This is a genomic window from Methanofollis fontis, assembly GCF_004297185.1.
GTDB classification, from domain to species: Archaea; Halobacteriota; Methanomicrobia; order Methanomicrobiales; family Methanofollaceae; genus Methanofollis; species Methanofollis fontis.
This window is the reverse complement of sequence record NZ_PGCL01000002.1, coordinates 77,887-98,891: the sequence shown is the minus strand read 5'-3', so window position 1 is coordinate 98,891 and position 21,005 is coordinate 77,887. Positions and strand designations below refer to the sequence as shown.

18 protein-coding genes are annotated in these 21,005 nt (G+C 58.5%); 8 read left to right on the top strand and 10 right to left on the bottom strand.

Annotation, left to right across the window (positions count from 1 at the left end; all coding sequences use genetic code 11):
- Nucleotides 1-99 precede the first annotated feature (99 nt).
- Nucleotides 100-978: a CBS domain-containing protein gene (locus CUJ86_RS04160; RefSeq protein WP_130646314.1), complete on the bottom strand. Its 879-nt coding sequence runs from the start codon at nucleotides 976-978 to the stop codon at nucleotides 100-102.
- 47 nt (nucleotides 979-1,025) lie between these two features.
- Between CUJ86_RS04160 and CUJ86_RS04155 the strand changes: the two genes are divergently transcribed.
- Nucleotides 1,026-2,048, top strand: coding sequence for an NOG1 family protein (locus CUJ86_RS04155; protein ID WP_130646831.1), 1,023 nt, complete (start codon nucleotides 1,026-1,028; stop codon nucleotides 2,046-2,048).
- Here the strand turns inward: CUJ86_RS04155 and CUJ86_RS04150 are convergent.
- Nucleotides 1,941-2,849 carry a presenilin family intramembrane aspartyl protease PSH gene (locus CUJ86_RS04150; RefSeq protein WP_130646313.1) on the bottom strand — a complete coding sequence of 303 codons (909 nt, stop codon included), beginning with the start codon at nucleotides 2,847-2,849 and terminating at the stop codon, nucleotides 1,941-1,943. The genes CUJ86_RS04155 and CUJ86_RS04150 overlap by 108 nt on opposite strands.
- A 56-nt stretch (nucleotides 2,850-2,905) precedes the next feature.
- On the opposite strand from CUJ86_RS04150, the gene CUJ86_RS04145 reads away from it, so the two are divergent.
- The 3 genes from CUJ86_RS04145 (at nucleotide 2,906) to CUJ86_RS04135 (ending at nucleotide 5,736) form a co-directional block, all read left to right on the top strand.
- A complete protein-coding gene (locus CUJ86_RS04145) occupies nucleotides 2,906-3,220 on the top strand; it encodes a hypothetical protein (RefSeq protein WP_130646312.1) in 315 nt (104 codons plus the stop codon).
- Between the two features lie 17 nt (nucleotides 3,221-3,237).
- Nucleotides 3,238-4,239, top strand: a complete 1,002-nt coding sequence (fen, locus tag CUJ86_RS04140; RefSeq protein WP_130646311.1) for a flap endonuclease-1 — start codon at nucleotides 3,238-3,240, stop codon at nucleotides 4,237-4,239.
- A 333-nt stretch (nucleotides 4,240-4,572) separates the two neighbouring features.
- Nucleotides 4,573-5,736 carry a polysaccharide deacetylase family protein gene (locus CUJ86_RS04135; RefSeq protein WP_165394772.1) on the top strand — a complete coding sequence of 388 codons (1,164 nt, stop codon included), beginning with the start codon at nucleotides 4,573-4,575 and terminating at the stop codon, nucleotides 5,734-5,736.
- 54 nt (nucleotides 5,737-5,790) lie between these two features.
- On the opposite strand, the gene CUJ86_RS04130 is transcribed toward CUJ86_RS04135, so the two are convergent.
- From CUJ86_RS04130 to CUJ86_RS04095, 8 genes are all read right to left on the bottom strand, one after another.
- Nucleotides 5,791-6,384, bottom strand: a complete 594-nt coding sequence (locus CUJ86_RS04130) for a CDP-alcohol phosphatidyltransferase family protein (protein ID WP_130646309.1) — start codon at nucleotides 6,382-6,384, stop codon at nucleotides 5,791-5,793.
- Nucleotides 6,381-6,893: an adenylate kinase family protein gene (locus CUJ86_RS04125; protein ID WP_130646308.1), complete on the bottom strand. Its 513-nt coding sequence runs from the start codon at nucleotides 6,891-6,893 to the stop codon at nucleotides 6,381-6,383. Before CUJ86_RS04125 ends, CUJ86_RS04130 begins: the two co-directional genes overlap by 4 nt.
- Entirely contained in the window at nucleotides 6,890-7,948 is a 1,059-nt protein-coding gene (gene hisC / locus CUJ86_RS04120) for a histidinol-phosphate transaminase (RefSeq protein WP_130646307.1), read from the bottom strand. The genes CUJ86_RS04125 and hisC overlap by 4 nt, the downstream gene beginning before the upstream one ends.
- Nucleotides 7,920-9,092 (bottom strand): aspartate aminotransferase family protein, encoded by a 1,173-nt coding sequence (locus CUJ86_RS04115; protein WP_328590940.1) that lies wholly within the window; start codon nucleotides 9,090-9,092, stop codon nucleotides 7,920-7,922. Before CUJ86_RS04115 ends, hisC begins: the two co-directional genes overlap by 29 nt.
- Nucleotides 9,089-10,246: an acetylornithine transaminase gene (locus CUJ86_RS04110; RefSeq protein WP_130646305.1), complete on the bottom strand. Its 1,158-nt coding sequence runs from the start codon at nucleotides 10,244-10,246 to the stop codon at nucleotides 9,089-9,091. Before CUJ86_RS04110 ends, CUJ86_RS04115 begins: the two co-directional genes overlap by 4 nt.
- Before the next feature lie 9 nt (nucleotides 10,247-10,255).
- Nucleotides 10,256-11,173: a glutamine-hydrolyzing GMP synthase gene (gene guaA, locus CUJ86_RS04105; protein WP_130646830.1), complete on the bottom strand. Its 918-nt coding sequence runs from the start codon at nucleotides 11,171-11,173 to the stop codon at nucleotides 10,256-10,258.
- Nucleotides 11,174-11,178: 5 nt separating this feature from the next.
- A complete protein-coding gene (locus tag CUJ86_RS04100; RefSeq protein ID WP_130646304.1) occupies nucleotides 11,179-12,768 on the bottom strand; it encodes a CTP synthase in 1,590 nt (529 codons plus the stop codon).
- A 106-nt stretch (nucleotides 12,769-12,874) separates the two neighbouring features.
- Nucleotides 12,875-13,327 (bottom strand): PaaI family thioesterase, encoded by a 453-nt coding sequence (locus CUJ86_RS04095; RefSeq protein WP_328590939.1) that lies wholly within the window; start codon nucleotides 13,325-13,327, stop codon nucleotides 12,875-12,877.
- Nucleotides 13,328-13,366: 39 nt separating this feature from the next.
- Here CUJ86_RS04095 and CUJ86_RS04090 point away from each other — a divergent pair, with 39 nt between their 5' ends.
- From CUJ86_RS04090 to CUJ86_RS04075, 4 genes are all read left to right on the top strand, one after another.
- Nucleotides 13,367-13,594 (top strand): hypothetical protein, encoded by a 228-nt coding sequence (locus tag CUJ86_RS04090; RefSeq protein ID WP_130646303.1) that lies wholly within the window; start codon nucleotides 13,367-13,369, stop codon nucleotides 13,592-13,594.
- Between the two features lie 38 nt (nucleotides 13,595-13,632).
- On the top strand, nucleotides 13,633-14,145 hold the full coding sequence (locus CUJ86_RS04085) for a DJ-1/PfpI family protein (RefSeq protein WP_130646302.1): 513 nt from the start codon (nucleotides 13,633-13,635) through the stop codon (nucleotides 14,143-14,145).
- A 273-nt stretch (nucleotides 14,146-14,418) separates the two neighbouring features.
- Nucleotides 14,419-19,164, top strand: coding sequence for a PAS domain-containing hybrid sensor histidine kinase/response regulator (locus CUJ86_RS04080; RefSeq protein WP_165394770.1), 4,746 nt, complete (start codon nucleotides 14,419-14,421; stop codon nucleotides 19,162-19,164).
- Between the two features lie 52 nt (nucleotides 19,165-19,216).
- Entirely contained in the window at nucleotides 19,217-21,004 is a 1,788-nt protein-coding gene (locus CUJ86_RS04075; RefSeq protein WP_130646300.1) for a tetratricopeptide repeat protein, read from the top strand.
- The last annotated feature ends 1 nt before the right edge of the window (nucleotide 21,005 follow it).

The window sequence follows — 21,005 nt, the reverse complement described above, 5'->3', positions numbered from 1 at the left end:
TCAGAGATGAGAGAATTGAAAGAACACATCTGTCAATGTGGATGCCCATATTTATAGTTGTGGGTGGTTTGTTCCGACTTCTGCCTGTTACCACCCTGTTTATAGTGCCGGGAAGACTCCAATGATGTCTGACTGGGTAATGATGCCGATCGGTCTGTCCTCATCAACGACGATCAGTCTCCCGATCTCCCGCTCCTTGAAGCGCCGGATCACGTCATAAAAGGGGGTATCTGCGTCTGCCCTGACAACATCGTGCGTCATCACCTCCGTAACCGCGGCGGAAAAATCGGTGCCGCGTTCATAACTGCAGGCGATATCGGTCAGGGTCACGATACCGAGAAGACGATCCCCATCCATGACCGGAGCGCCGTGGATGTGGTTGTGCGCAAAGGTCCGCATGGCATCATGAAGCGTGGCATGCGGCGGGAGGGAGATGAGAGGTGCACTCATATAGTGGCGAATGGACTGTTTCGGGAGGGAGATCATCTCAATAATAGAGATAAGGAGCGAACTCTGTCCTTCATCCTTGCCAAACACCTCTCCCCTCACCATCAGTTTGTTCACCGGCGTCGGTCCGATGGTGATCTCGTCACCGATCTCAAAGACCTTCACGCTGCCGATGATCTTGATGAGGGCATGACAGATATCCGGGTGGCAGAGGGTGGTGAAGTCGATCTCCGCAGCGTTCACGCCCGGTATCTCCATGCCCCCACGGCTGATGATGACATGGGAGTCCCGATCATACGTGCCGAGATCGAGTTCGGTGTAGGCACTGGTGGAGGGGTTATAACCACCCTTCGGCCCCGGCACGCCGTCCACAAGGCCCAGGGCCTTGAGTGACTGCATCTGGTTTCGGACCGTCCCGGGGTTGCGTTTCAGGACTTCGGCAATCTCCTCGCCCTTGATGGCGCGTGAGTGGCGATGATAGAGGGTGATAAGTGTGATGAGTATCTCTTTCTGGATGAGAGACAAATCCATACAGGAGTTTTTTATGACCCACTATAAATATCATGGTTGTGGGAGCCTTGGAGTTTGAACGGATTCCGACCGTGCCAACGGCCGACGAAGTACTGGACCGGAGTTTCCGACGTGCCGCCGCGAAAATGCGAAAAAAGGCCAACAAGGATCGCGCCAACGAGGAGTTTGTCCGGGCGGTCTCGAGCGCAGTCCACGACCGCCTGGTCCACGTGATCCAGTCGTTCCCGGTGTTTGAGGCCCAGCCTCCTTTCTATCGGGACACTGTCGAGGCGTTGTTCGGGATTGAACGCCTGCGGATGGCGCTCGGCAATGTTGGATGGGCGGCGATGCATACAAAGCGCATGGGTTTTGAACACGGAGGGAGGCGGATCCGGCGTGCAGAGGATACGGCAGCGATGCGAAAACGCGCCGTCGCACGGATCGCATCCATCGTCCACCAGATCGATAGGGATCTTCGTTTCCTCAACGATGCCAGAAATGTCCTCAGAAAACTTCCCGATGTCAGGGACGACGAGTTTACCGTGGTGATCGCCGGATACCCGAATGTGGGCAAATCGTCCTTTATCAGGCAGGTGTCATCGGCGGCGCCAGAGGTGGCATCCTACCCCTTCACCACCAAGGGAGTGATCGTCGGGCACCGGTATGAAGGACGCCATCGGATTCAGTTCCTTGACACCCCCGGACTCCTGAACCGGCCCGAGGAGGAGCGCAACGCTATCGAAGAGCAGGCGATCTCGGCCATCGTTCATACGGCGGACCTGATCCTGTTCATCCTTGACCCGAGCGAGTATTGCGGCTACCCGATCGAGGACCAGTATCGCCTCCTCTCAATCATTGAAAAGATGGCGGAGGTTCCGATGATCGTGGTTGATAACAAGGCGGACATCACCTCGACCGGGGACCGTCCTGCCATGTCGACTGCCACCGGCGAGGGTGTTGAGGGGATGCTGGACCTGATCAGATCACAGTATCGTGAGCCATCCCCAGCTCCCGCTCAGTGCGCACCCGATGAGGAAACCGAGGATGGCACCACCATTGAGGGGCGGGAGACCGGCCTGAGGCTTCCCTGAGAGCACAAAGTGAAGGAGCAGCGCCATACCGGCGATTGAACCTACGATTGCCCCGATTGAAGGGATTGAGAGTGGTCCAATCGCTGCTCCGGGAAGAAAGACCTGCGCGGATACCACCAGAATGGAAGGCATGATCAGGTCCCCCATCCCCATGATGAAGGCCCCTCGCTCTTCTTTTTTCTCGGCAAGGTCCATCCCCTCGCGTCTGTAGGAGTAGTCCATGCGTTTCGGGATCACAAACAGGATGGGGGTCTTCATGTCGATGATCCCTTCGGCCAGGGTGATCATGTGTTTTGTCCGATAGACTGAGAGGGCGTCATAGACGGCGAGCAGCGTGAGAAGGATGACCACCGGCAGGACAGCAAGCGATATCCCGAAGATCGAGGCGACCCCCCCTGCAATCAGAAGACCGAGGCCGTCGATCACATACCATTCCGGGTAGAGAAAGAGGAGGGCGGTTGCTCCCGCGGCCATACAGAGTGCCCCGATGACACCATAGAGGCCGGGCCCTGCCAGAAGGCTTGAGAATGTCCAGAAGACGTAGTAGAAGGTGAAAAATATCGAGACTGCTATCAGTGCAAGGATCACCCGCTTCCCGCCCAGCCTGATCAGCAGGAGCATGAGCAGGGTGAAGACGAGCAGGATCCCCAGGAAGATAAATGGATTTGCAACCGATGTCGGGTCTTCGAAGGCGGCGACGCCTGCAGACTGCAGGGGGAGAGCGAGAAGGATCGCGATCGCCTCGACCACAAGAAGCATGACCGGCATCGCAAAGAGGGGGGCGTTATTCCTGATATCCATTGCAGACCTCTTCTAGTATCGTTAGATTAATTAATGGTTCGTTATCATCTAAAAGCATGGAGATCCGTGAAGTCATCGTTGACATTGTTCTCACAATCCTTCTTGTCGTCTCCACCCTTGTACTGGTCTGGCGGGTCTGGCAGGACCTGACCATGGCGGTGGCGGTGACCCTGATGATGCTCTCCCTGGGCGGGCTCTTTCTCTCCCTCGGGTATAAAATACAGCGCCTCGATGCCAGCGTCATCGCCCGGGAGCGGACGATGCGGGTGAACCTTGAGGAGATATCCAATATGATGGCACAGAAATACGACAATACGGTGCAGCACATCGATGCGACAGTAAGCGATCTCTCTCGCAGGATGTACAGATAACCATTTTTTGATCGAACATGGGTGTTGCACTCAGGGATATTCTTGAGGACTATCGGCAGGATGTGGACCCCGGAACCCTCCGTGGCGCCATTGCCGTGGATGCATTCAATGCACTCTACCAGTTTCTGACGATCATCAGGCAGCCTGACGGCACGCCCCTGATGGACGGCGAGGGACGGATCACGTCCCATCTCTCGGGACTGTTCTTCAGGAACATCAACTTCCTGGAGAGCGGGATGCGCCCGGTCTATGTCTTCGACGGCGCGCCCCCGGACCTGAAGGCCGAAACCGTGGCAAAACGCCGCGAGGTGAGGGACGCCGCAGGTGAACGCTGGAAGGAGGCACTGGTCCGCGGGGACACCGAGGAGGCCTATCGGCAGGCCCGGCAGTCGGCCCGTATCGACGATGCGATCATCGCGTCGTCCGAGCGCCTGCTCGACCTGATGGGCATCCCCTGGTGTGTTGCGCCGAGCGAGGGAGAGGCCCAGGCGGCGTATATGGCAATGCAGGGGGACGTTTCAGCCGCCGCATCACAGGATTACGATGCCCTCCTCTTTGGCGCCCCTTCGCTGGTCCGAAACCTGACGGTCTCCGGGAAACGGCGGTTCCGTGGTAGGACGGTCGTGGTCAGGCCCGAACGGATCGAACTTGCCGCCGTCCTCAATGGTCTCTCCCTGGACCGGGAACAGCTCGTCGAGATCGCCATCCTTGTCGGGACCGATTTCAACCCGGGGATACGGGGGGTCGGGGCGAAGACCGCCCTGAAGATTGTCGGAAAGGGAGAGTTCGAGAAAGTGCTGGAGGAGAAAGCCCCTGAGTTCGATCCCGAACCGGTGCGCTCCTTCTTCCTCAACCCCCCGGTCTCGACCGATTACCGCCTCGAGTGGGGAGAAGCAGACAGAGAGGGGATCATCGGGATGCTCTGTGACGAATACGCCTTCTCAACAGGCAGGGTGGAGGCGGCACTCGAAAAGATCGGTGTGCGGTCTGGACAGCGCACGCTGGACGCCTGGTTTTAACCCTCTCTCCCCGATGACAGAACAGAGGAAGGGCATATCAACGGGACCGAACAGGATCCTATCTGATATGCCCATGTCCTCGCTCATGCACACCCCTGAGGACGCGGCATGAGGTGATTTTTCAATGCGGCCCCCGTCCCGATGATTCCATTCAGAAAAGATTAATACATGGAAACATCAGGAAGGAGCAGGATGGACGGTCGAAGCCGGTTTTATAGCGGGGTCGTTCTTGCAGGTCTGTGTATCACTCTTGTGGCAATAGCACCGGGATTCGTGGATACATTCCCCCTCCTGAGTGTACACGGCATCATTATTCCGCTTCTCATACCCGGAATGGTTCTGCTCTCCGTCGGAGCATCTCTCATCCTCCTCAGGCAGACAGACCATGGACAGCAACGATCCGATCTCAACAAGGCAGATGCCGTGGTCCTGATCGTCCTGTCAATCGTTCTTGCCGGGATGCTGACCTTCACCGCCTATGCAGTGGTCCATCAGACCACCATCATCCAGACACGGTGGGGTGAAGAATTGAAAGACAGCTACCTGATGATGGCATCAATGGACGAGAACAATCCCTTTTATACAAAAAAAGTCATCATCCGGGACGACGATGTTGGCAACGCCACCGCTCTTCCTGCAGTCAGGTGGATCGCCACCCGTGCCGAAGACGATATCAAGGTCACATTTGCAATTATCCCGGCAGAACTGGCAAAATATCCGGAAACCGCCCAATATTTAAATACACTCGACCGAAGTCGGGTGGAGTTCGCAACACATGGATACGCGCATGAATCCTTTTTTCCCCTATCCTATGAAGAGCAGTCCCACCTGATCGGATGCGGGACCGCAATCATCGAAGATCTCCTCAATTACCGCCCGACATCCTTTGTGCCCCCGAAAAGCAGCGGGAATGTGGACACATCCCGGGCAGCCAGAATGCATGGATATGCGATCATCACCGATATGACCGGTTATCCCTGTTATCTGACCAATTTTATCAGCAGTTTTGAATACGAATCCAGTTACTCCCCCCCCATGCACAGGAGTTATGAGGATTTTTTCAGGAGTTTTGATGAATTCAACACCTCATCAGAGGAATTTTATCTAATCTACCTGCATGACTGGTCATTTCTTGATGAGGGGGGTCGCCTCAATGCCACCAGAACCGAACAGTTCGATCAAATAATCCGCTATCTCACCGGGAAGAATGTCCAGTTCATGACCCTCAGAGAGGCATATTACTGGCAGATCGACAAACCCGCAATTCGGACCGGACAGATTGATGATTCCACCTACTTCATCGACCTTCAGGAATGTCGATACAGCCATCTCATCCCCTTCAGATCAGAAAATACTCGCGCAGGAGCGATCACGGTGACCGATGTCTCACCCGATCAGACACCGATGCGCTGTGACGTAGAGAGAAGCGGATCACTCACTACATTTCAGGGTGAACAGGGGCACCTGTATATTGTGGAGACCTCCGATGGCCGATAATATGGGACCCTCCCCTCACGGAAAAACAGATAGACAAAAAAAAGGGAAAATCTCTCAGATCCGCTTCCACACATACAGGATACGCTGCAGGGCGGTATAGTGCCCGAGGACGCCGAAGATGACGAGGAGCCAGCCGAGATAGGGGAGGCCAAAGACCGGTGATCCGACGACCAGGTCCAGCACACCGGCGATGATCAGCAGCACCAGGCGGTCGGCGCGGCCGAGGATGCCACCATAATATCGCCCGACGCCCAGGGCCTGCGCCTGTGTACCCATATACGAGGACATCAATACGCCGGTGAGGGCGAAAACCCCGATCTGCCAGGATGCCGCCCCCCCGGCAAATATGCCGACGATGATCACGATATCGGCATAGCGGTCTGAGACATGGTCGATGAAATCGCCGCGCAGGCTTGCGATCTTCAGCTCCCGCGCCAGCGCACCGTCAAGGGCGTCGAAGACGGCGTTCCCGGCCACCAGCAGCACGGCGGCAGCGATCCAGCCCAGGTAGAACGCATACCCAGCCGCAAACGCCGCCAGAAGGGCGGCGACCGAGAAGAAGTTCGGGGTGAGCCCGAGCCTGACCGAGAGGCGGACCGGCGGATCGATGAGACCGGCCACATAGGGGCGGAAGCGGTCGAGGGTCATGCCCCCTCCAGCAGCCAGAATGACCAGTCCACCAGCCCGGAGGCGGGCGGTACCCTCCCTGCCACGAATCCCTCAATCTGATCGGCGATCCCGGATACACTCATATCGGTGACATCGACCTCCAGCACCGCCTCATCAGTGTGCCTCTCCAGCGTCTCGATCAGGATCACGTCCAGGGCCTCGGCCTCGGCGTTCTCCCTGATCTTCTCCTGTCCATACCCCCGGCGGGCGAGGCGTTCTGTCAGCAGGTCGGGCCGGCACCTGAGCACGACGACACGGTCGCACCCGAGCAGATGGGCGAGGTGCCCCTCGACGATACCATCCACAGGGGTGAACGCCGCCGCCCAGGCTTCGGCGTCCACGACATGGGTCTCACGTTCAGGGTCGTCCCCCAGGAGATAGGCGCCGACCGTCTCCCCTGCCCGCACGACCCGATGGCCGCGCCGCTCCAGTTCGGTGGCCACCGTGCTCTTTCCGGTACCGGGCGTGCCGGTGATGCAGGTCATCATAGTTGTGTAATCCCGGCCAGGAAGCGTTCATTCTCCCAGTCTTCCCCGATGCTCACCCTGATATACCGGTCCTCAAGCCCGGGGAAACTCCGGCACGAGCGCACGATGATTCCCTGTTCGGCAAGGCGGGCCGACGCCTCGTCCCCGCCGAGCGGGGCCACGTCGATGAGCACGAAGTTGGCGTCCGAGGGCAGCACCGGAAAGGGGATGGCGGAGACGAAGCGCTCGCGCCACCGCCGCACATGGGTGGCGGTACGCTCGATGTGCCCCGCCTCACCCAGCGCCGCCTCCGCCGCTGCGCATGCCACGGCGTTGACCGCAAAGGGCGTGCCCGCCCGGTTCAGGTGGGGCGCAAGCCATGGCGGCACAAATGCATAGCCGAAACGCAGTCCGGCCAGCGAATAGATCTTCGACATCGTCCTCCCCTCGATGAGGGTGTCGTAGTCCCGCATCAGGGGGCGGTAGTCGATATCAGAGAATTCGACGTAGGCATTGTCCAGGAAGAGGAGGCAGTCGGTCGCATCCAGGATCTCGCGCACCGTCTCGATGGGGCAGGCATTGCCGGTGGGGTTGTTCGGCGAGCAGAGGAAGGCGACCTTCGCCCCCCGACAGGCCTCGGCAAAGCGTCCGGGGTCCACCGAGAAGTCCGCCTCCCGCGGCACCTGGACGACCCGCGCACCCTGTGCGGTGGCCGCAAGCCCATAGAAGGAGAAGGTCGGGGTGGAGATCACCACCCGGTCACCCGGGTCCACCACGGTCCGGATCACCGTCTCGATCACACCATCCATGCCGTTCCCGATGATAAACGAGTACTCGCCGTGGCACCGCCTGAGCGCCGCCATCAGCCGTTCCGGGGACGCCTCAGGATAGCGGTTCGCCTGCCTGAGCGCCGCCACGCCGGCCTCGATCACCGTTTCCGGCGGCGGGAAGGGGTTTTCATTGCTCGCAAGCCGTGCGATTTGTGAAATGCCTTTTTTTCGTGCGATAGCGTCAGGGCTCTCGGCAAACACATAGCCCCCCTCACCGTCATAGCACGACCGAACAGAGCGCCTCATCAATCACCTCCGCAGCCTTCTCAATCTCTTCATCAGTGATCACCAGCGGCGGGACGATCCTGATATGCCCGTTCGTGCAGTTGACAAGCACACCGTTCTCCTGGCAGCGCCGCTGCACATCCCCGCACCGCTCGCCGACCGTAATGCCCAGCATCAGCCCGGCATGCCGGGGATTATAGGCGGAGAGCGCCTCTGCAAAGAGATCGCCTTTCCGCCGGATATCAGGAAGGATCTCCTCGATGATATCGATTGTGGCGTTCCCGGCGGCGCAGGCCAGAGGGCCGCCGACATAGGTTCCCCCGTGCTCGCCCGGCCTGAACTCCAGCCCCTCACGCGCCACGATCGCCCCCATCGGGAAGCCGCTGCCGATCCCCTTTGCCATCGTGACGATATCAGGGGTGATCTCATCATGCTGGTAACCGAACCATCTCCCCGTCCGGCCAAAGCCGGTCTGCACCTCGTCCAGGATCAGCAGGCTGCCGGCATCGTCGCAGAGTCTCCGCAGTCCACTCAGGAAACCCGCTGGTGCCGGCACCACGCCCCCCTCACCCTGGACTGATTCGACGATCACCGCCGCCACCGATCCGTCCAGCATCTCATCGACACTCTCAAGGTCGCCGTAATCGGCAAACGAGCATTCATAGGGGAGGGGGAGGAAGGGAGTTCGGATGGAGGGCTTGAAGGTCGTCGAGAGCGCACCGCAGGTCCTGCCGTGGAATCCGTTGGTAAATGCAAGAAATCGTGTCCGTCCGCTCCTGACCCGCGCCAGTTTCAGTGCCGCCTCCGTCGCCTCGGTGCCGGAATTGGAGAAGAAGACGCGCCCCCCCTCCATGCCGGTGATCCCGACCAGGCGGCGTGCAAGCTCCGCCTGCCCGGGGATATAATAGTGGTTGGAGACATGGATCAGGTTCTGTGCCTGCTCGCCGATCGCCGCCGCCACCCGCGGGTGGGCGTGACCGGTGGAGCAGACGGCGATGCCGGCCACACAGTCAATGTATTCGTTGCCGCGATCGTCCCACAGCCGCGCCCCCTCGCCACGGACCATCATCAGATCGCGGGAAAAGACCCGCATCACATATTCCGCATCGAGCTGGCGGTAATCGGGTTCTGGTTGCATTCTTGTTCCGGCAGGTGATCTCTTCACGGCGTCCGCCGCCCGCTCTCCTCCACCGCCGCAAGAAGAATGCCGGCAGCCGCATCGATCTCAGAATCAGTGATCACGAGCGGCGGCACCAGCCGCAGGTTGCCGTCGGCGGCGCAGTTCACGATGAGGCCCTGCTCCAGGCAGCGCCCCGCCACCGCAGGACAGACCCCACCGATCGTCATCCCGACCATCAGGCCGCGCACCCGCGGCGAGAGGGAGGAGAGGGCCTGAGCGAACCGCTCCCCTTTTGTGGGGACAGATGGCAGGAGTCCCTCGACCACATCGATCGTCGCACGTGCGGCGGCGCAGGCGAGCGGGCCGCCGGCAAAAGTGCTGCCATGCTCGCTCGTCCGAAACTCCAGCCCTTCTCTGGCGATCAGGGCACCCATCGGGAACCCGGAGGCGATCCCCTTCGCCATCGTGATGATGTCCGGGACGGCCCGGGTATGCTGGAATGCAAACCATTTCCCGGTCCGGCCCATGCCGGTCTGCACCTCGTCGGCGATCATCAGGGCGCCGCGGCTGTCGCAGATCTCCCTGACCTCCTCGAGAAATCCGTCGGGTGCCGGGACCACACCCGCTTCGCCCTGGATCGGTTCGACGAACACGCCGGCCGTTTCGTCGTCCACCACACGCCTGAGGGCATCGGCGTCGCCGAAGTCCACAAAGGTGCAGCGCGGCTCGAGGGGCTCGAAGGGTTCCCTGATGGCGGGCTTGTGGGTGACCGCCAGCGAACCCATCGTCCGCCCGTGGAAGCCGTGGGTGAAAGCGACAAAGCGTTTTTTGCCGGTTGCAAGCCGGGCAAGCTTGATCGCCCCCTCGTTCGCCTCGGCGCCCGAGTTGGAGAAGAACGTTTTGCCGCCGGCAAGACCAGATATCCCGACAACCCGCTCGGCCAGTTCGGCCTGGTGCGGGACATAATAGAGGTTGGAGCAGTGGATCAGTTCATGCGCCTGATCACAGATCGCCTCCACCACCGCCGGGTGGCAGTGGCCGGTGCTGCAGACGGCAATGCCGGCCACACAGTCGATATACTCCTTTCCATCGGCGTCCCATACCATTGCGCCGCGGCCCCGCACGATCTCGATGGCGCGGGAGAAGGCCGGCATGAAGTAGCGGGCGTCCAGTTCCCGGTAATGTGTGCTCAGGTCCATATACTCATCTCATTCATATTCGATGGTTGCAGGGGGTTTGGGGGTAATGTCATAGACGACCCGCGAGACCTCGGCGATCTCGGAGGTGATCCGCCCGGCGATCCGCTCGAGCACCTCGAAGGGGAGCTCGAGGGGATCGGCGGTCATGCCGTCGCGGGAGTTTACCGCCCGGACGGCGACGACCCAGCCGAAGCAGCGGATGTCGCCCTTCACTCCGGTTCCTCTGCCAAGGAGAGCGGCAAAGCACTGCCACGGGCGGTAGGCCTCGACCAGCTCCTCCTCGGCGATGGCGTTCGCCTCCCTGACGACGGCAACCGCCTCGGGTGTCACCTCGCCGAGCACGCGCACCGCAAGCCCCGGTCCCGGGAAGGGCATCCGGTGCTGGATTTCGGCCGGCAGTCCGACGCCGCCGGCCACCTCGCGCACCTCGTCCTTGTAGAGGTCGCGCAGGGGCTCGATCACCCGCTCGAACATCATGTCAATGGGCATCCCGCCGACATTGTGATGGCTCTTGATCCCGCCCTCGCTCTCGATCCGGTCAGGATAGATCGTCCCCTGCAGCAGGAACCTGGCGCCGGTTTCATGCGCCTCACGCTCAAAGATCCGGACGAAACGCTCCCCGATGATCTTCCGTTTCTCCTCGGGATCGGTGACCCCCTTCAGCGCCGCAAAGAATTCGTCGGCTGCATTGACTCTCTTCACCCCGATATCACAGAAGAGTTCGCAGATCCGCTCGCTCTCCCCCTTGCGCATCAGCCCGGTGTCCACATAGATCGGGATCAGGTTCTTCCCGATGGCGCGTGAGGCAAGCATGGCGCAGACCGATGAGTCCACACCCCCGGAAAGGGCAACGACAACCTTTTCGTCCCCTGCCTCTCGTTTGATCTCTTCAATCGCGTTTTCGATGAATTTTTCTACCTTGACCATTGTGATCATCCCCTGTTCTGCTGATTTTTATTCTCCCTGCAGGCATTTACGAAGCCGACGTAGGGTGGCGAAGGCCGGGTCGGTCTGGATCTGAACTCCGGGTGGAACTGGGTGGCGAAGAAGAACGGGTGATCGGTAATCTCCAGGATTTCCATCCTGTTTCCGTTCATTCCTGAGAATTTCAGGCCATTCCCTTCGAACTCTGCGATATAATCAGGGTTCACCTCATAGCGATGCCGGTGCCGTTCGACGATCTCACCGCCGCTATAGAGAACATGCGCACGGGTTCCGGGCACCAGCTCGACCGGATAACTGCCAAGGCGCATTGTGCCGCCCATATCGGTCACTTCCTGCTGCTCGGGCAGCAGTGCGATCACCTGCGTTCCCTCCCCGAACTCCTCAGAGATCGCATCCTCGTAGCCGAGGACGTCACGGGCGAACTCCACGACCGCCATCTGGAAGCCCAGGCAGATACCGAGGAATGGTACCCCCTCCTCACGGGCGTACTGGATCGCCCGGATCTTGCCGGGGATCCCCCGCTGCCCGAACCCGCCGGGAACGAGAATTCCGTCCACTTCGGCGAGATCGGGGGTGTCATAGGTTTCGGCATCGAGCCAGCGGATCTGCACCTCGGTGGAGTGCGCCCGACCGGCATGCTTCAGGGCTTCCTTGATGGAGAGATAGACATCTTCAACGCCATATTTCGTCACCACCCCGATCGTCACGCGGCTGGTGTATTCCGCCGTTACCGTGCGGTACCATTCGGTGTCAACCCCGCGTTTTTCCAGTCCGAGGTGCTCGAGGATGACATTTGCCGCCCCCTCCTTTTCGAGCTCCATCGGCACCTGATAAATGTCGGGTGCATCGGCGGCAGAGATCACGGCAGTGAGGGGTACATCGCAGAAGTCCGAGATCTTCTTGCGGGAATGGATGGGCATTACCCGGTCGCTCCGGCAGACGATGATATCAGGGCGCAGACCGAGTTCGCGCAATGCCTTCACCGAGTGCTGGGTCGGCTTTGTCTTCAGGTCGCCCATCGTGTCCGCCGGCACCAGAGTGACATGCACGAGGGCGGTGTCAGTCTGCGGGAGTTCACCGCGCATCTGGCGCACCGCCTCAAGGAAGGGCATGCTCTCGATATCACCGACCGTTCCGCCGATCTCCACAAGGCAGACCTCGGCGAGGTGACCGTTGTTCCTGAACTCCTCCGCCGCCCCGGTGATGCGGCCCTTGATCTCATCGGTGATGTGCGGGATGATCTGGACCGTGCTCCCCAGGAAATCGCCGTGACGCTCCTTTTCGATGACGCTCCGGTAGATCTTGCCGGTGGTGATGTTATGGTCGCTCGTCAGTTCGATATCCAGGAAGCGTTCATAGTTGCCGAGGTCGAGGTCGACCTCGCCACCGTCGCTGAGCACGAAGACCTCGCCATGCTGGGCAGGGTTCATCGTGCCCGCATCAATATTGAGGTAGGGATCGATCTTGATCGCCGTGACCCCATAGCCCCGGTTCTTGAGGATTCTCCCGATTGATGCCGCTGTAATCCCCTTGCCAAGGCCGCTCATTACGCCGCCAGTAACGAATATATACTTCACACCCATACCCCGCGGTTCTCGTCTGCTTATTATCTCGCACCGGTGGATTATAGTATTACTGGACCGGGAAGAGGGACAGGCCGATTTGACCCGTCAACCGGGCGCTTCACCCCTGTCTGGCCATAACAGCAAAGGAAGCGGTCGTACGCGCACAGAGGGCACCGTCGCTGCCGCGGATCTCTCCATCAGTAAAGGCGATCGTTCTTCCCTTTCTGACAACACGGGCAGTGCCCTTCAGGCACCCCTCCCTGACTCCCGAGAGATACTGCGTTGTTTGCGATATGGTTGCAATCCGTTCCCCTTCGCCGAGGACGGTTAGGAGCGCCAGGGCCATCGCCTCGTCGGCAAGTGCGGTGTAGAGTCCCCCCTGCAGCCATCCGGCACCGTTCAGCATATCCGGCCTGACCGGCATCGAGAGTTCGGCCCTGCCGTCACCAAAAGAGACCGGTTCTATCCCCATAAGCACAAAAAATGGGTTTGCTGCACCTCCTCTCTCTCCAAGATCCTCCAGATAGCCCATGCGGATCATATCGGCGACGGGCAGGATAAGCGTTGTCAAAACGAAAATTAGACATCTCTGAAGAATGAATTTCCCGTTATGGACAAAGAAGAACAGGAGATGCTCAAGGACCTGATCTGGCTCAATGCCGTGATCGCCACTGAACTGATCCAGATCACCGAGAACACCTCGCAGATCCTGAGACAACAGCCCCCACCCGAATCCTGTCTTGTCGAACATCGAGCTCTCAGAGAGAAGGCGCTTGCGATTGCAGAATCCTACCGACCCGGAACAGCACTCGGCCCTCATCTTCGCGGCCATCAGTAACGATCACCTTAATCCGCTGCCTGTCCATATGCTCTGGTATGAAGATCTTATGCGCAATTGCTCCTGCACGATTCAGGGATGAAGAACTGCTTGTCCCGCAGCAGACGTTCTCAGATGCCGATGTTGAGACGGTCGTCGCCTCGACGCACACCGGCACCTGCGAGGGAATGATCGGTGCCACCGCCGAGGCGACCGTATCATTTGCCGATGTCTCTCCGGCAGACTATAATGCCATTGTTGTGGTGGGCGGCATTGGAGCGCAGGACGTCCTCTGGAATGACGCAGAACTAAAACGTCTGGTGCAGGAGTTCAATGGTGCAGGGAAGGTCGTCGCGGCGATCTGTCTCTCCCCGGTGGTGCTCGCACGGGCGGGAATCCTTCCGGGCAGAGAGGCAACGGTCTTCAGGAGTCCGGCATCCATCCGTGAGATAGAGAAGGGAGGGGCGCGTCTGAGCGAGCGTCCTGTGGTCACCGACGGGAACGTGGTGACCGCAGACGGACCCTCAGCGGCAGAAGAGTTTGCCCGTGCGATTCTCTCCCTTCTCCTGTAACATCTTTTTTTTGACCGACCGGGACAGACAAAATAAGCCCTGACAGAAAGGCGGGACAACAGTCACAGACGTCCTGCTCGGGCAGGGATAACAGTGACCTCTCCCCCAATGGCCGGGGCCTTCAGCCCATATAAAAACACTATTATTGCTGCAAAAGCCGAAATATTGGACAAATATTATAAGTCCAGATGATTATGAAATTCTGTTGGACGTGGGAGCTGATCACCTGTGGAAAGTTCGAAGTCAAATCCCCCTGAATCAAATATTTCTTCGTTGTTGTCTGCGGTGGCCCTCTCCGGTGATGCCGTTCTGATTAGCGATCCGGACCTGGCGGTCACGTATGTGAATGAAACGTTCACCCTGCTCTTCGGTCTGCCTCTTGAGGCGGTTATCGGGAGAGATGTCACCGAGGTCATGGAGTCCGAACTCATCCCCAGACTGGATGATGCCAATGAGGTCACTGTCCCTATCGAGGCGGCATACAGGAAAAATCGGGACATTTCAGGTATGGACCTCTCAATCAGAGGGAAGGAACAGCGTTGGATTACGTATTCCAGCCACTGCGTGAGAAAGGGAGGGCTTGAAGGCTTCAGAATCGATATCTTCAGGGACACCTCGCGGGTAAAAGCCGCAGAAATAATGATCCAGCAGAAAGAGAGAGAGTATAATGCCCTCCTCTCCGCCACCCCTCTGGCACTCTGCAGGACCGCTCCGGACCTCACCATCATCTCGGTGAACGACGCATTTTGCCGGGCGGTTCGTAAAGAGCCCTGCAATCCTGGAAAAAACCTCAGAGATTTTCTCCCAGGCAGTATTGCGGTCGAGATTGATTCTGTCCTGAACTCCCTATCACCATCATCACCGCATACTGTCATCGGGCAGGGGACGAGAGAGTGGCGGGTGTCAGCTCTCTTCACTGCTGAACCCGTGATCTCGGAACTGATGTGGACCGCGCCTGTGCCGGCAGAAAAGACGGGAGGAGTGTCGGAACCCGACGTGGGGTGCCTCTCGATCGTCCATCAGATCCTCGGTGAGGAGGAGGACGAGATCCCGGATCCCCTGGTCCGTGTTGCCGGGGTGATCGTCACATCGGTCCCCTGGATCGCCGGCATCACCATCCGCGCAGGTGCGGCAGGAGAGGTCACCGCAGGCGTTTCTACTGATGCCGTTCTGCGCCGACCGCTCGTCCATGTTCCCGGCGGCTTTGAAGGGGAGATCCTCATCTATCAGGCCGAAGAATCCGCTGAACCGGCGATCACGGCGCTCTTCATCGAGTCGGCCGCCGGAGCGGTGTCCGCATATCTCCGGAGGGGACCGGTGATCGGTGCTGCTGCCCCTTCAGCAGGTGTATGGGAGTCGGTCATCGGCACCGCAGAGATCCCCTGCGCCGTAATCGATCGGGATTTACATGTGGTTGCGGCAAATGACCGATTTTATCATCTGGTATATCCTCCTCCCATGGACCATCGTCCGGGTGCCGACTGGACCTCCTTTATTGCCGATGGAGACCGTGTCCATGTCCGTTCCTTCCACGAGGGAGAGGGGGCGAAGGAGTCCGGTGCCTATGAGTGCGGGATCATCACCGCCGATACGACCGTGCATCAGATGGTTGTCACCGCCATACGGATAGGATCTGACGGAGAGTGCATCATCTGGCTTTCCAATGCGATGACCGGGATCGCCGCGGATCCAGGACCGGATATGGACGAAAGTGTATACCGGGTGATTGCGGAAAACGCCGGGGATGTGATCTTCACCCTTGACGAAGGGCTCATATTCACGTACCTGAATCCCTCGTTCGAACGCCTCTGCGGCCGTCCAGTTGCCGGAATGATCGGACGATCTCCTGCCGAATGCCTCACGCCACCTTCTTTTGCACGTCTATCAGACACAATCCTCGAACTATCTGCTCATAGCAGCGAACCGGATCTGGCCCCTGATACGTCCCCCACCGTTGAGATCGAGGTGGTTCAGGCAGATGGAGGACCAATCTGGATGGAAGTGCAGATCACTCCGCTGACCGCTGACGGCAGCGCCCCGTATGGATTTCTTGGAGTGATGCGGGATATCAGAGAGAGGAAATCTACAGAAGAGCGTGAGAACGAGTACATCAGAGAACTCTCCTTCCTGTCAAGCGCCTCAATGGGGTTTGTGGAACTCCCACCAGAGGAGGAGATCTTCAGATTCATCGGCGAACATATCGGCAGTCTGATTGAGGACACACTCATCCTGATCACCGACTATGACGAGTTCGGCGGCGGTATCCTCTCCCTCCGTTCCTTTTCCGGCATTGATGAAGACAGACAGCCAAAACTCTATTCCCTCAGCAGGAGCATCGTTGGAATTCGTATTCCCATATCTGATGAGATACGAGATAAGATGTTGAAAGGTGTCCTTTTCACCTTTGAAGAGAGAGAAGTCGTCTCGCTCCTGAACGGACATATACGCTCCATCGCCGAGGCATATTCGGGTGGCGTCCTGAAGCGTTGCTCCGCCATCGGTATTGCCCGGGGAAATACGCTCTACGGGTGTGTGCTTCTCATTCAGCGCAACGATATTCTAATGAATTCAGTATCCACGATCGAGACGTTCATTCATCTATCATCGGTGGCGCTCCAGCGGCACCAGCTTGGAATGGATCTCGAACACACGAGGTCCCACCTCCATCATATCCTCTCCTCCAGTCCGGCGATGATATTCTCGCTCGAACCACCCAGACAACCCGGAGAGGGCATGAAAACGATCACCTTCGTCACTGAAAATATCCTTGCACTGATCGGATATGAGCAGCAGGAGGTTCTGTATGACTCCTCATTCTGGTCGACCTATATCCACCCGGTGGACAGAAAGAGGATATTTGGTGATGAGTATGACGCCCTCACAGACGCCGGTTCACTGACACTTGAGTTCAGGATCCGCCATAAGGACGGCAAATATCGCTGGCTCCACACCGAGTTGAAACTGATCAGGGACGATGAGGGCACTCCGACGGAGGTGATCGGATCCTCGATCGACATCTCGGAGAGAAAACGGATCGAGGAGGCGCTCAGGGTGATGGACAGCGCCATCACCTCGGCGATCAACCCGATCACGATCACCGACCTCGAGGGGGACCTGGTGTTTGCCAACGACTCGGCCCTCCACCTCTGGGGGTATGAGAACGCCAAAAACGTGATCGGAAAACCCCTGGAACGTTTCTGGCTTCCGAAAAAGAAAGTCACCAGACTGCTTGAGCAGATCGACAAGGACGGCGGCTGGATGGGCGAACTTGTCGGCAGAAAGAAGGGCGGAAAACGCTTCAATGCATCGGTATCGGCCAGCATGGTCACCGACGACGAGGAGGATCCGCTCTGCATCATGCTCTCGTTTACAGATATCACCGAAAGAATCGAGATCGAGAAGGAACTGGCCTCGTACCGGACCCATCTTGAGGAAATGGTCCTTGAACGGACAGAGAAACTGACACGGGCAAACGATCTCCTCAGTGCTGAAGTGGCCGAACGAAAAAAGGCTGAAGAGGCGATCAGGACCAGTGAGGCGCGGTACCGGGCCGTGGTCGAGGATCAGACCGAATGGATCTGCAGGTTCGGCGGGGATCTCTGCCTCACATTTGCCAACACAGCATGCCAACGGTCTTTTGGCCTCAACGATGAGAATCCTGCGGTTTCGGCAACAGAGATCATGCCTGATGGCCTGCAATCCGTGCTCTCCTCTCTGGAGGGGGCAGGAGATGGAGGACCGCAGAGCGCCATGTTCGAAGGACGCCGCAACAATCCTGTCACTGGCGAGCGGTGGCATCAATGGACGATCCGGGCACTCTACCGGCCTGATGGTTCAATATGTGAATATCAGGCGGTCGGACAGGACATCACCGAGAGGAAGCGCGCAGAGGAGGAGTATCTCAGGACTGAGAAGATGCTCTCCCTCTCCGAACTGGCCGGCGGCATCGCCCATGACTTCAACAATATCCTGACCACCATCGTCGGAAACCTGAACCTCGCAAAAATGCGGATTTCACCGGAAGATTTTGTCTACCACCGGTTGACAGAGGCCGAAGCCGCAACAATGCGCGCCGGTGAGATTACAAAACAGCTCTTCAGTTTCTCGGACCGTTCAGAACCTGAAAAAGAGACAGTCGACCTGAATGAGGTTCTTCGAGAGGCCGTATCCTATTCGCTCCGCGGATCGCGGAATGTCTGCCGCATGGATCTCCCGAAAGGCACCCTGCCCATTCAGGCCGATGCAACCCAGATCCACCAGGTCCTCCAGGCGCTGATCCAGAATGCCGATCAGGCAATGCGGGATGGCGGCGAGATCCTGGTCGGGGCGGAAACAGTTGTCATCAAAGAGGGTGATACGGTGCCGCTGCCACCCGGCAGCTATGTGCGTGTGTATGTGGAGGACGAGGGTGGGGGGATCCCCCCTGAATATATCAACCGTATCTTCGATCCCTATTATACCACCAAGGAACACGGCACCGGTCTGGGGCTCTCGATGGCACTCCCGATCATCAAAAATCACGGAGGTCTGATCGATTTTGTCACAGAGGTGGGAGCTGGTACAATCTTCTTCATTTATCTGCCATCGTCCACAGAGAATATTGATGTGAAGACCGAACCGGAGGGTGAGATGGAGGGAGGGATGGGATCGATCCTGCTCATGGACGATGAGATCGGCATCCTTGAAACTACCCGCGAAATTCTCCACTGTCTGGGATACTCGGTTGTAACGGCAACAGACGGCGAAGAGGCGATCCGTCTCTTCAGAGCGGCACTGGAGAGGGGAGCACCATTTGACGGCGTGATCCTTGATCTGACCGTCCCTGGAAAGATGGGGGGGAGCGAAACGATGGAGTGCCTCCGGGAGATGGACGGCAGCGTGAAGGTTGTTGTGTCAAGCGGTTACCTGAACGATCCCATCATGCGGAACCCGAGGAAGTACGGCTTCTCCGGGAGTATCACAAAACCCTATATGGCAGGAGCGTTGAGCAAGGTGCTGAGGGATCTGCTCTCCACCTGACTTTTTTCAGTATGCTTATCGGTCCTGCAGAACAGATCTATCCCTGCACACCATGATCCATGACCCATCCGCTGATTTCAGACGTGAGGCGCTGACGCTCTACGAGGCCGGAAAATATCCTGAATCCATTGAAGTCTGTTCACGGGCGCCTGACGATCCCTCCCTCTCCATACTTGTTGCCAGAAACCTCTTCATGATGGGAAAGGCAGATGAGGCGGAGGCGCATCTCCGGGATCTCCTGCGAAATTTGCCTGATTCTTCCTATATCCATAGTTTCCTCGGCCGTGTGCTTGCCGCACGGGGAGACGGTGGGGCGATTGCCGAGTATGCAGAGGCGATCCGGCTCGATCCCTCCAACGAAGAAGCGCTCCGGGCATATTCTGAATATTTTTGTGAAAAAAAAGATCATATTTCTGCAATACCTCTTCTCAGGGCTCTTGCCCGCCTGTCACGAAAACGGGAGGATGCATCTGCCCTGATGCGCGCCCTCATCGAGACCGGTGATGGTGAGGGGGCGCTCAGTATCCATGCGGAACTGCTCGGCGGGGAAAACGCCGAGGCAGAAAGAATTGATGCACTGATGGTTGCCGGTCGCCACCGGGACGCCGCCTCCGCCTCCATCGCCGCCTTCAGGAAACGGTGCGATCCATCCTTTTTACGCCAATATCTTGCTGCAATCTCCGCGTTTGATCGGCAGGGAGCGCTGCGCCTTTTTCCCCGTTTCCTCAAGGACTGCAGTGATGAGGACCTCGTCTTTGACTATGTGCTGCTGCTCAAGGCCGAAGGGCAGTATAGGGAGGCGCTGGATCTCTGCGAACCCCTGATCGCACGCTGCCCGGATCCGATCTACAAACTCGTGGCATGCGAACTGATCCGGGACATGGGAAGGACCGACCTTGCCCAGGAGGGGTATGAGGGGTTGATCAGGGAGGAGATCGACAGGGTGGAGGATCCAGAAACTCTTTCCATGGTGATCGGCGCCTATGAAACGTTCCTGCGCAGGGAGTGCTCCTGCAGTTCGGTCCCCGAATGTTATCTGGACACCGTCTCATCGAGCACAAATACGGTGAGCCTGATCCGAACCGGGCTATTTTATGCCTCATTCGGCCAGAGCGACGAGGCGAAGGAATGGCTCTACCGGGCATATCGTCTCGACTTTCTCAACGGCGGGATAGAATATGCCCGGTTCTGTGCAGAGGAGGGGGATCGTCGCGAATGCGAGAAGGTCCTCCTCCATATCCTTGGCACCATCAGGAAGAGCGAGGATATCGAGCGTGTGGCAGGGGTGGTCATCGATGCGGGCGCCGACTGGCAGGGTATGCGCCGCCTCTTTGATGCCCTCATCGATCGTTTCTCCGGAATGCTGGACTCGCTCTCTCCTGCCGGTATGGAGGTGTTCTCCCGCATCTACCTCCAGGCGGCCGAGGGCGCACTTTCTCTCGGGGATTATTCACGGTGCAAGGAGTGCTGCCTCAGGGGCCTTGACCTGACGAAGAGAGATCTGGCCCCCTTCTTCGACCTGATCACGCGGTGCAAGCAGGAGACAGTGGCCGAACGACCGGTCATCGCCCCCTCCAGAACGAAGCCGGCGTCTTCAGCGGCAACCCCTGCCGAAGAGAAGCCTGATCCCGGCCTTGACGAACAGGAAGAGGCGCTCGTCGCCTTTTTACGACAGCACCGAGAAACCAGTGAAGAGGAACTCCGCAAGGTGCTCTCCACCAGACGGGTCAGCCGCATCGCGAACAGCGTGATCCGGAAGGCCGCCGATGCAGGCGTAACCCTCATCGAAAAACGGGGCATGGGCGAGAACGGAGAGATATACGGCTATATCGGGAAGTGAT